Here is a 10,170-nt window from a genome sequence, read left to right as displayed (position 1 = left end):
GAGGGGCTCCACGGGTTTCCGCCTCAGCGCCAGGCTCGGCCGGTGACCCCGCGCACGTCCCACGTCCCGAGCTCGTCGAGCTCAGCGGGCACCGGATCCCTTGGTGCGGCACCGGTGTGCTTGAGCATGAGGTTGGGCAGGGGACCGTCCACGTCGAACCGGCCCGACGGCTCGAAGACCTCCGTTCCCCACCGGTCCAGCACGTCGCGCGCCTCGCCGGGGAGGTCGTGGGCCCAGCTCAGGACCCACCTGCCCGGCAGGAGGTCGTGCGCCGCGTCCAGCAGGTCCGCCTTGACGTCCGGGTCGTCCGCCTCGCACTCGACGATCGTCGTCGACGTCTCCGCGTCGTCGGGGTCGAGCGCGAAGCGGTGACCGACGAGGAACCCGGCCGGCTTCTCCTCTCCCGCAACGAGGTAGTAGTAGTGGGCCAGGGGGTTGGCGGCACGCCAGGTGTAGTAGCCGAGGTCCCGCGCCACGCGGACGCGGCCGTCGTCGGGGACGCGGGACGCGACGTCGGCCATCGCCTCGATCGTGCGGTCGTCTCCCGGCGCCACCGCGATGGGGACGCCCGACCGGGCACCGGTCCGCACCGGTTCGTCCGCCCACCCCGGCCGGCAGGGGTCGCCGGACCTGGTGAGGACCGAGAGCGCCCACGGCCCGACCATCTTCCAGCCCCGCAACAGCATGGCGGGGATGGCGCCCTGGTCGCCGAAGTCGAGCAGCCAGGGGCTGTCCGCGTCCCGCAGCCGGCGCGCCGCCTCGTCGAGCATCCGGTGGAACAACGGGCTGCTGCGGTGCTCGGGGACGACGATCGTGTCGGTGACGCACGGCAGGACGAACCGGGCGCCGTCGCGTTCCCACGGCGACCCGAACACGCCGACCATTCCCGCCACCCGGCCCGCGCTGTCCCGTGCCAGCACGGAGTAGCGCCCGTCCAGGTACGGGTTGTCGCGGTACTTCCAGTGGTAGTAGGCGATGTTCTTCTCCCCGCCGCGCCACAGGACCTCCTGGAGCTCCACGATCTCCTGGAGGTCGGCGGGCAGGCACTCGGAGAGGGTGAACGCCTCGGTCATCTCAGCGGTCCCGGCCGGCTTCGGCCGGACCCGCGGTCTTCCTGCCGACCATGCGGGCGAGCGCGAGCGGGCTCTGGAAGTTGGCGAGGTCGAGGTCCTCCTTGCCGATGCTGATGTCGAAGCGCCGTTCGAGCTTCGCGATGAGGCCGACCATCGACAGGGAGTTCAGCACACCGCTGTCCACGAGATCGGTCTCCGGCGGGAGCTCGGTGATGCCGAGCAGCTCGATCAGACACTCGTTGACGGCATCGAGAACGGTGTCCGAGGTCGACGGCGGGACGAGCGCCATGCGAAGTCTCCTTCTGCTTCCGGGGATGGGAAAAGGGCGGGAGCGACCGCCGGTCAGGCGATCCTGACGGTGACGGTCTTCGGCCGCTGGTACTCGGTCAGGGCCAGCACGCTCAGGTCGGTGCCGTGACCCGACTGCTTGCGGCCGCCGTGCGGCAGGTCGGCCGTCTGCTCCAGGTGGCAGTTCACCCACACCTCGCCCGCTTCGAGCGCACGGGTGATGCCGAGCAGGTCGCCGACGGAGTCGCCCCACACGCTCGCCGCCAGCGCCTGCGGCACCTCGTTGGCCATGCGGACGGCGTGCTCCGGCGAGTCCGCCGCCTGCACCGTGAGCGCGGGGCCGAAAATCTCCTCGGTGACGGCGGGGTCGTCGTCCGGGAGGCCGGCGAGGATGACGCCGGGGCGCCAGTACCCGCCCTCCTCGCCGGGGGCCACGACCACCTGGCCCTGCTCGCGGACCGCGGCCTTGCTCGCGTTCACGATGGAGTCGAACCTCGCGACCTGGTCGGGGTTGTTGAGGGGACCGAAGTCGGCGCCCGCGCGGCGGCCGCGCATGACCTCGGCCAGCGCGTCCACAGTGGACTCGAAGTTCTCGGCGAGGGTGATCACCCGCGCGGGAGCGGCGCAGCTCTGGCCCGCGTTGTAGGTGCACGCCGAGACGAGGTCCTCGTAGGTGTGGCCGGGGGCGTTCGGGAGCACGATCGCCGGGCAGTTGCCGCCCAGCTCGAGGCTCACCCTGCGGAGCCCGGCCCGCGCCTGCACGTCGAGGCCTCCGGTCGGGCTGCCCGTGAACGCGATCGCGTCCACCGCGCTCGCCACTAGCAGCCGGCCGGTCTCGCGGTCGCCGGTCGTCACGGTCAGCACGCCCGGCGCCAGCGCCTCCGCGGCGTGCTCCGCCAGCAGCAGCACGCTGTCCGGGGTGGTCTCGGCCGGTTTGAGGACGACGGCGTTCCCGGCGGCGAGCGCGGGCGCCAGCCGCCACATCGCCATCATCAACGGGTAGTTCCACGGCACGATCACCCCGACCACGCCGAGCGGTTCCCACCGCACCCAGCTCTCCCGGCCGGGGATCCGGTGCCCGCTCGCGGGACTGAGGTCGCCCCGCACCACGCCCGCGTAGAAGCGCAGCAGGTCGACGCAGTTCGCGATCTCGCCCTCGGCCTCGGAGCGGGGCTTGCCGGTGCCGGCGCACTCGCTCTCCACGTAGGCCGCGGCGTCGTCCTCGATCAGGGCGGCGAGCCGCAGGAGGCGCCGGGAGCGTTCGCCGGTGGTCAGCGCGGCCCAGCCGGCGGCGCTGCGGCGCGCCGTGTGGACGGCGTGGTCGATGTCGTCTTCGCGCAGGGTGGGGAAGACCCGTCGTGGCCGGCCGGTCCTCGGATCCGTGGTAGTCGAGGGCATGCGGCCCAGTTAAACGGCGGACCCGTCCGCACGGCCACGGACGAGGTCCACTCTCCGGTAACCCGGGACGTCGCTCCGCTCACCGGCGCGTAATCGCCGACCGGTGCGGGAAAAGGCGGCGCCGGCGCGGGATCGCACCGGTAACGCCGGAGGAACGCCCCCGTGCAGGGTCACTCGTCGACAGGCGCATGCACCGCGTTTCTGCGAGGAGGTAGCCCGGTGGGATTCCATGGAGTGGCCGAGGCGGGTGAACCGGCGTGACGCGGCTCGACGCCCTCGTCAGCGCCCAGGCCGCGCGCACCCCTGACGCGGTCGCGATCGTCCACGGTGACCGGCGGCTGACCTACCGGCAGCTCGACGAGGCCGCGAACCGGGTGGCGAACGTGCTGCTCGCGGGCGGTCTGCGGCCGGGCGGCCGGGTCGGCGTGCTCGTGCCGAAGTCGCCCGAGATCGTCGTGCACCTGCTGGGTGCGCTGAAGGCCGGCGGCGTCTGCGTGCCGCTGGACGCGACGAGCCCGGCGGGCCGTCTCGCCTCCGTCGTCGGACAGGTGGGCCCGTGCGTGCTGCTGGCCGACGAGGCCCGCGTCCCGCTGGCGGCGGAGGTGCTGGCCGCCGTTCCCGCGGACGTCGTGACGGCGTTGCTCGTCCCCGACGGCACGGCGACGGCGGACGTGCTCGTGCTGGACGAGACCACGTTCTCCGCTGCGTCCACAAAGGACCCGAAGGCGCCCGCCGACGAGTCCGGCGTCGCCTACCTGCTCTTCACCTCCGGGTCCACGGGTGAGCCCAAGGGGGTGCAGCTGACGCACGACGGCGTCGCGCACTTCATCCGCTGGGCCCGGGACCACTTCGGCATCACCGCCGAGGACCGTCTGTCCTGCCACCTCCAGATGCACTTCGACGGGTCGTTGCTGGACGTCTACGGCGCACTGACCTGTGGCGCCGAACTGCACCTGGTGCCCGCGTCGGCGAGCCTGACGCCCACCGCGCTGGTCGAGTTCCTGCGGTCCTCGCGGGTGACGCAGCTGGCGTCCGTGCCGTCGGTGCTCAGCGCGATCGCCCGGTACGACGTGCTCGCCCAGGACGACCTGCCGGACCTGCGCCGCCTGATCTGGGGCGGCGAGGTGTTCCTGCCGGACGACCTCGCGTACTGGATGAGGCGGCTGCCGCACGTGTCGTTCACCGGCGTGTACGGCACGACCGAGGCGACGATCGCGAGCTGCTTCCACACCGTGACCGAGCTGCCGGACGAGCCGCTGCCGATGGGCGTGGCGATCCCGGGGGAGGACCTGGCCGTCGTCGACCAGGACCTCGTCCCGCTGCCGGTGGGCGAGATCGGCGAGGTGGTGATCGGCGGCGCGGGCGTGACGCCCGGCTACTGGCGTTCGCCGGAACGCACGACCAAGGCGTTCTTCGAGCGGGACGGCCGCCGCTACTACCGCACCGGTGACCTCGGCCGGATCGGCGACGACGGCCTGCTGCGCTTCCACGGCCGCGCGGACCGGCAGGTCAAGATCAGCGGGTACCGCGTCGAGCTCGACGACCTGCTGACGGCACTGCACGCGCTGCCCGAGGTCGCGGCCGCGTCCGTCGTGACCGCGCCCGGCAGCCGCGGCGAGCTGGAGATCTGCGCGGCCTACGTCGCCGCCGGGGACGGCCTGACCGTGCCGAAGCTGCGGACCGCGGTGGCCCGCAGGGTGCCCGCCTACATGGTCCCGCGGCGCTGGCTCGCGCTGGAGGCGTTGCCCGTCAACGCGAACGGCAAGACCGACCTGGTGGAACTGCGGCGGCGCTTCGTCGCGGACGAGGACCGGGTCGGCGCCGGGGAACGGAGCGGGACGTGAACGCCCCCGTCCTGCCGCGCGCGTCGTCGCGCGTGCGCGGGCTGATCGCCGGCCGGATGTTCGAGCTGCTCTCGGAGGCAGCCCGCGCGTCCGCCCTCGACCTCGCGCTCGGGATACCGGGCGCGCCGGAGACCTCGCCGCGGCTGGTCGGCCTGGCGCACGACGCGATGCGGTCCGGGCGCAACCAGTACGAGCTCATGGAGGGCAACCGTGAGCTGCGCCGCTGGATCGCGGGCACGCTGCCCTGCGACACCGACCCCGACACCGAGCTGACCGTCACGGTCGGCGCGACGGAGGCGCTGGCCGCCGCCGTGCTGGCCGTGGTCGACCCCGGCGACGAGGTCGTGATCTTCGAGCCCTACTACGAGAACTTCGTCAACGCCGTCGTGCTGGCGGGAGGCGTGCCGCGGTTCGTGCGCACCCGGCCGGACGACTGGCGCTTCGACCCCGCCGACCTGCGCGCTGCGTTCGGGCCGAACACCCGCGCGATCGTCGTCAGCACTCCCAACAACCCCACCGGCCACGTGCTGGACGAGGCCGAGTGGGCGGAGATCGAGGCGCTGTGTGAGAAGTGGGACGCCGTCGTGATCTCCGACGAGATCTACGGCGGGTTCACCTTCGGCAGGCGGCACCTCTCGGTGACCGAGGTCCCCGGCCTGCGGGACCGCAGCTTCCTCGTCGGCAGCCTGTCGAAGTCCCACTCGGTGAGCGGCTGGCGGCTCGGCTACCTCCGCGCGAGCGCCGGGCTGACGCACATCGCACGGCAGGTGCACGGGACGGTGTGCGCCGGCGCCCCCGCGCCGTTGCAGGAAGCCGTCGCACGGGCGGCGGCACAGGACCCCGGCTTCGCACAGCCCGCGGACGACCTCCGGTCCCAGCGCGACCGGGTGGTCGCGCTGCTCCAGGAGATCGGGCTGGAGTGCCGTCCGCCGGACGGCGGCTGCTACGTCATGGCCCGCATACCGGCCGCGGCGGGCGAGAGCAGCGACGTCTTCGCCCGCAGGCTGATTCGCGAGGCCGGTGTGCTGGTGGCACCGGGATCCCTCTTCCACGTGGACCCCGCCGCCGGCACGGACCACGTGCGCGTGGCGTTCAACCGCAGTTCGGATTTCCTCGACGAGGTGGCCGTCCGGCTGGCCTCCTTCCGCACCGGCTTGTCCGGGACCGGGCTCTGACGGGCCTTCGAGCAAGTTCTGAGATGGGAGCACAACCGTGGCACAGCAGGTGATCGACCGTCCGGTCTTCGACTACATGCAGGCCTACGTGACCTGCACGATCATTTCCGCGCTGGAGAAGATCGGCGCGCTGGACCAGCTGGCGGAGCACGGGGTCGTCCCGGCCGAGCTCGGGTACGAGGAGTTCCTGGGCAACGCCACGTTCGTCTACCTCGCCGAGCGCGGAATCGTCCGGAAGGACGGGAACCGTTACGTGCTCACGGACTCCGGGCGCGACCTCTACAACGAGCGCGGCTACCTCCTGTGGCTGGCCGGCGGGTACGGCGAGGCCCTCAACAGCCTCGACACCCTGCTGACGCGCAAGCAGACCTTCGGCACCGAGGTCGACCGCGACGTGCGCTGGGTCGCCGTCGGCAGCGCGCTGGTCGGCGAGGCCGACCTGCGCGAGGCGGTCATGGAGATCCTCGGCGGCATCGAGTTCACCACGATCGGCGACATCGGCTGCGGCAACGGCCACTTCCTGATCGACCTCTGCCGCGCGACCGACGCGAAGGGGGTCGGCTACGACATCAGCCCGGCCGCCTGCGAGGAGGCCACGCAGGAGGTCGAGAAGGCCGGGTTCGGCGACCGGATCAGCATCGTCCAGGTCGACGCCACCGACGTGGAGAGCGTCCCGCACCTGGAGGACGTCGACCTGGTGATGGCGTTCTTCTTCATGCACGAGGTCCTCGAGCTCGGCCACGACGTGCTGGTCAACTACCTGACCCGCACGTGCGAGCGGCTGCCGGCGGGGGCGTACGTCCTCACCTGCGAGGTCGCGCCGCCGACGCAGAGCCAGGACACCGCGGAGGCGTTCGGCCCGGAGTACGTCTACACCCAGGCGCTGATGTCGCAGGGGCTGATGAACGGCGACCAGTGGTCGGCGGCGTTCACCGAGGCGGGCTTCCAGGTCGAGAAGATCGTCGAGGGCGGGCTGCCCGGCTCGCGGCTGATCCTGGTGCGCAAGCCGCTCGCGTAGCACCGAGCCGGAAGAAGACCCGGCTGGTGCGGAGAGATCCGCACCAGCCGGGTTTTTTCGCGTGCACCCCCATCGTCCACTCCGGACAGCACGCGAAAACGGGGCCTGACCGGATCGGTCAGGCCCCGTTCGTCGTTCGCCGGCTCAGCCCGACCGGACCGCCCGGTAGACCTGGCGGCACGGCACGGTCGTCGTCGAGCAGGACCCCGAGTCGCACTTCAGGTCGGGTCCCGCGAAGTCGTGGGGACGCGGTTCGAAGCCCGCGTCGCGCAGCGCGCCGGTCACCTCGTCGGCGTCGTAGAACCAGCTGCTCAGCGTCTGCTCCACGCGCCGGGCGTCGTCGTGGCTCCCGAACACCCCGGAGACCCGGAGCATCCCGTGCCGCGCGCCGGTGTCCCACACACCGCGCTTGACCACCACCACCTCGGGCTTGTCCGTCACCGTGACGTGGTTCCAGTGCTCGAAGTGCGACTGCTCGAACAGGTCGAACACGAACTCGCCGTGCGGCAGCAGCGCCTCGTGCACCCGCTCGAAGCAGCGCTGGAGCTCGGCGAGCGTCGGCAGGTGGTTGAGCGCGCCGTCCAGGCTGAACGCCGCCGCGACGGGCTCCGCCAGCTTGAACGCCCTGGCGTCGGCCGTGGTGAGGCTGAGCCGGCCCTCGTCGCAGGCGGCGGAGTTGCGGGCTCGGTTGAGGGCCAGCATCGCGTCCGATCCGTCCACACCGGACACGCGCCAGCCCTCGTCGAGGAAGTACGCCGTGGTGATCCCCGTGCCGCAGCACAGGTCCAGGGCGGTGCGCGGCCGGTCGGCGGACTTCCCGAGCGCCGCGGCCAGCCGGGGCGAGAACCTGTTGACCCAGCCGGTGTAGTTGCCGTCGAAGAAGGCGGCGAAGCTCTCCGAGTAGTAGTTCTCCATGCTCGCTTCCTATCCGGTCTGGTCGGTGGTGGTGAAGGCGTGCGTCACCCGGTGCCGGTGGACCTGCTCCGGGTCGAGCCGGGCGGACGGGTAGTCGGGCCGGTTGGGCGCGTCGGGCAGCGGTCCGGTCTCCAGGCAGATGCCGCACCGCGGGCGGCCGGCGAACCAGTCGCCGGTGTAGACGCCCACGCCGGGCTGGTCGGTCGTGACGCGCATCGCGCGCCCGCTGCCGGGGTGCCGCAGCTCGGCGGCCCAGGAGGCGTCGCGGAGCAGGAAGCAGTTGTCGATGCGCGTGCCGCCCAGCGGCCGTCCTGACCGGAAGTCCAGCGGTGTCCCGCTCAGGTCGGCGGGAGCGCCGGGCAGCGGGACCAGGTCGGCGTCGAAGCGGACGGCCTCGGCGGTGTTGAGCCGCAACCGGTGCCCGTCGACGGTGCCGGTCCCGGAGAGGTTCCAGAACGCGTGGTTGGTGAGGCCGACGACGGTGGGCTTGGTGGTGGTCGCCTCGTGGTCGATCACGAGCACCCCGCCCGGCTCGACGCGGTAGGTCGTGTGCACGGTCAGTTCGCCTGGATAGCCCTGGTCCCCGTCCTCGCTGGTCAGCGAGAGCCGCACCGCGGCCGCGTCGCCGTCGGGGAACGCCTCCGCCGTCCAGGTCCGGGTGTCGAACCCCTCGGACCCGCCGTGCAGGTGGTGCCGGCCGTCGTTGCGGTCGAGGGTGTGGATCTCGCCGTCGAGCTCGAACTCGCCGCCGGCGACGCAGCGGCAGAACCGGCCCATGGTGGCGCCGACGTACGGGTTGCGCGCCCGGTCCACATAGGACTCCAGGTCCGGCAGTCGCGCGCACACGTTCGCGACCTGCCCGTCCCTGCCGGGCGTGCGGACCTCGACCAGCGTCGCGCCGTAGGTCCACACCTCGATCGACAGGTCGTCGACGGACAGCAGGAACGACTCGATCCCGTGGCCGGCCGGGGTGAGGCCCACCGGGGCGCGCTCAATCCGGGGCATCAGCGGTCCCTTCGGTCGCGCGGCGCAGCTCGGGCACCACGCGTTCGGCGAACAACGTGAGGCTGACCCGGTCCACCGGCGGCCGGGCGCCGAAGATCAGGTCCGTGACGCCGAGTGCGAGGTAGGGCCGCAATGCGGCCGCGCACTGCTCGGGCGTGCCGAACACCAGGTACTCGGGCCACACCGGCGAGTCCGGGGGGTACGAGCGGCGCAGGTCGGCCAGCCGCGCGGGCAGGTCGTCCTCGTGCTCCACGAGCAGTGCGCGGAACGTCATCGAGCGCCGGATCTCACCGGGGTCCCGGTCGATCGCGGCGCAGTGCCGTTCGAGCGTCGCGCACCTCTCGCGGTAGGCGCCGGGGTCGGTGAGCAGGCTGTTCCACACGTCGGCGTGCCTGGCGGCGGCCCGGAGCAGTCCCGGCCCGGCGCCGCCGAACACGAGCGGCAGGCGCCGCTGCACCGGGGCGGGACGCAGGTAGGCGTCCTCCAGCCGGAAGTGCTTGCCCTGGAAAGAGAACGGTCCACCGTCCCACAGCCCGCGCAGCACCGCCGCGGTCTCCTCCAGCAGTTCGAGCCGCATCCAGCCGGGTGGGTGCGGCAGGCCGTACTGGGAGCGGGCGAGGTCGGCGGAGCCGGTCCCGATGCCGATCTCCACCCGGCCGCCGCTGACGTGGTCGATCGTCGCCGCGGCGGCCGCCAGCAGTGCCGGGTGCCGCCACGCGACCGTGGACACGAGCAGCGCGCACCGGACCCGTTCCGTGCGCGCGGCCAGCGCCGACAGCAGCGTCGGTCCTTCGAAGCACGGCCCGTCCGAGCCGCCCATCGGGGGACGCAGGTGGTCGAACAGCGAGCACCAGTCGTACCCCAGCTCCTCGGCCAGCTGCCACAGCTCCAGGCTCTCGGAGAAGGACGCGTTCTGCTGTCCGGAGTGGACGCCGAACCTGAGCTCAGGCATGCGCGCTCGCGGTGGTGGTGAGGTCGTCCACGGGTGCGCTCACTCCTCGACGAGGGTCATGCGGTCCTTGGACTCCACCGGCATGTGGGGCACGCCGAAGGCCAGGATCTGCAGCGGTTCGCTGACCTTCGCGTTGGTCTTCACGCCGTGCGCGTAGTCGGCGGGGACGAACACGGTGTCGCCGGCCTTCATCTCGTAGTCGACGCCGTCGACGTGGATGAAGCCGCGCGATGCCAGCACGTAGAGGATGTGCGCGCCGGGGTGGGTGTGCAGCTCGAAGGCGGTGCCGGGCTGCATCACGAGCCGGTCCGCGCCGATCGGCACGCCGAGCCCGATCTGCTCGGCCACGCCGGGGACGCCCAGGATGCCTTCCAACGGACGACCGTGGTGGTCGACCAGCTCGAGGTACGGCCCCTCCTGGACGCTCTGGATGTGCGTCTCGGGGTCGAACCGGACGTCGGCCTTGAGGTTGTTCTCGTACACGGTGGTCATGTCTGCTGCC

Annotated in this window: 10 protein-coding genes; 3 read left to right on the top strand and 7 right to left on the bottom strand. The window is 72.3% G+C overall.

The genetic code is table 11. From position 1 onward, the window contains the following. Positions 1–23: 23 nt before the first annotated feature. Genes VF330_RS39750 through VF330_RS39740 form a run of 3 tightly spaced genes read right to left on the bottom strand, consistent with a single transcriptional unit; the run spans position 24 to position 2,759 of the window. Positions 24–1,073, bottom strand: coding sequence for a GNAT family N-acetyltransferase (locus tag VF330_RS39750; RefSeq protein ID WP_330856919.1), 1,050 nt, complete (start codon positions 1,071–1,073; stop codon positions 24–26). A gap of 1 nt (position 1,074) precedes the next feature. Next, positions 1,075–1,362, bottom strand: coding sequence for an acyl carrier protein (locus VF330_RS39745; RefSeq protein WP_330856918.1), 288 nt, complete (start codon positions 1,360–1,362; stop codon positions 1,075–1,077). Between the two features lie 53 nt (positions 1,363–1,415). Next, positions 1,416–2,759, bottom strand: a complete 1,344-nt coding sequence (locus VF330_RS39740; RefSeq protein ID WP_330856917.1) for an aldehyde dehydrogenase family protein — start codon at positions 2,757–2,759, stop codon at positions 1,416–1,418. A 257-nt stretch (positions 2,760–3,016) separates the two neighbouring features. Between VF330_RS39740 and VF330_RS39735 the strand changes: the two genes are divergently transcribed. From VF330_RS39735 to VF330_RS39725, 3 genes are read left to right on the top strand one after another with little or no spacing between them, the layout of a single operon-like run. Beyond that, complete coding sequence (locus tag VF330_RS39735; protein ID WP_330856916.1) at positions 3,017–4,603, top strand: amino acid adenylation domain-containing protein; 1,587 nt, start codon at positions 3,017–3,019, stop codon at positions 4,601–4,603. Then, positions 4,600–5,778, top strand: coding sequence for a pyridoxal phosphate-dependent aminotransferase (locus VF330_RS39730; RefSeq protein WP_330856915.1), 1,179 nt, complete (start codon positions 4,600–4,602; stop codon positions 5,776–5,778). Before VF330_RS39735 ends, VF330_RS39730 begins: the two co-directional genes overlap by 4 nt. Positions 5,779–5,815: 37 nt before the next feature. Next, a complete protein-coding gene (locus VF330_RS39725) occupies positions 5,816–6,796 on the top strand; it encodes a class I SAM-dependent methyltransferase (RefSeq protein WP_330856914.1) in 981 nt (326 codons plus the stop codon). A 144-nt stretch (positions 6,797–6,940) separates the two neighbouring features. Here the strand turns inward: VF330_RS39725 and VF330_RS39720 are convergent, their stop codons facing one another. From VF330_RS39720 to VF330_RS39705, 4 genes are read right to left on the bottom strand one after another with little or no spacing between them, the layout of a single operon-like run. After that, on the bottom strand, positions 6,941–7,711 hold the full coding sequence (locus VF330_RS39720; RefSeq protein ID WP_330856913.1) for a class I SAM-dependent methyltransferase: 771 nt from the start codon (positions 7,709–7,711) through the stop codon (positions 6,941–6,943). A gap of 9 nt (positions 7,712–7,720) precedes the next feature. Further along, positions 7,721–8,716 carry an aldose epimerase family protein gene (locus tag VF330_RS39715; RefSeq protein ID WP_330856912.1) on the bottom strand — a complete coding sequence of 332 codons (996 nt, stop codon included), beginning with the start codon at positions 8,714–8,716 and terminating at the stop codon, positions 7,721–7,723. Beyond that, the gene (locus VF330_RS39710) at positions 8,703–9,668 is read right to left on the bottom strand and encodes an LLM class flavin-dependent oxidoreductase (protein ID WP_330856911.1); all 966 of its coding nucleotides are present in this window, start codon (positions 9,666–9,668) and stop codon (positions 8,703–8,705) included. Before VF330_RS39710 ends, VF330_RS39715 begins: the two co-directional genes overlap by 14 nt. 39 nt (positions 9,669–9,707) lie before the next feature. Beyond that, entirely contained in the window at positions 9,708–10,160 is a 453-nt protein-coding gene (locus tag VF330_RS39705; RefSeq protein WP_330856910.1) for a cupin domain-containing protein, read from the bottom strand. Between the last annotated feature and the right edge of the window lie 10 nt (positions 10,161–10,170).

The sequence above is a fragment of the Lentzea sp. genome, assembly GCF_036380075.1.
GTDB lineage: Bacteria > Actinomycetota > Actinomycetes > Mycobacteriales > Pseudonocardiaceae > Lentzea.
The sequence above is the reverse complement of the archived record's forward strand: the minus strand, read 5'-3'. Positions and strand labels throughout refer to the sequence as shown.

Bases quoted from the DNA above. Each gene is read 5' to 3' on its own strand.
- VF330_RS39720 (WP_330856913.1), bottom strand. From the start codon at position 7,711: ATGGAGAACTACTACTCGGAGAGCTTCGCCGCCTTCTTCGACGGCAAC.
- VF330_RS39715 (WP_330856912.1), bottom strand. From the start codon at position 8,716: ATGCCCCGGATTGAGCGCGCCCCGGTGGGCCTCACCCCGGCCGGCCAC.
- VF330_RS39750 (WP_330856919.1), bottom strand. From the start codon at position 1,073: ATGACCGAGGCGTTCACCCTCTCCGAGTGCCTGCCCGCCGACCTCCAG.
- VF330_RS39740 (WP_330856917.1), bottom strand. From the start codon at position 2,759: ATGCCCTCGACTACCACGGATCCGAGGACCGGCCGGCCACGACGGGTC.
- VF330_RS39710 (WP_330856911.1), bottom strand. From the start codon at position 9,668: ATGCCTGAGCTCAGGTTCGGCGTCCACTCCGGACAGCAGAACGCGTCC.
- VF330_RS39745 (WP_330856918.1), bottom strand. From the start codon at position 1,362: ATGGCGCTCGTCCCGCCGTCGACCTCGGACACCGTTCTCGATGCCGTC.
- VF330_RS39705 (WP_330856910.1), bottom strand. From the start codon at position 10,160: ATGACCACCGTGTACGAGAACAACCTCAAGGCCGACGTCCGGTTCGAC.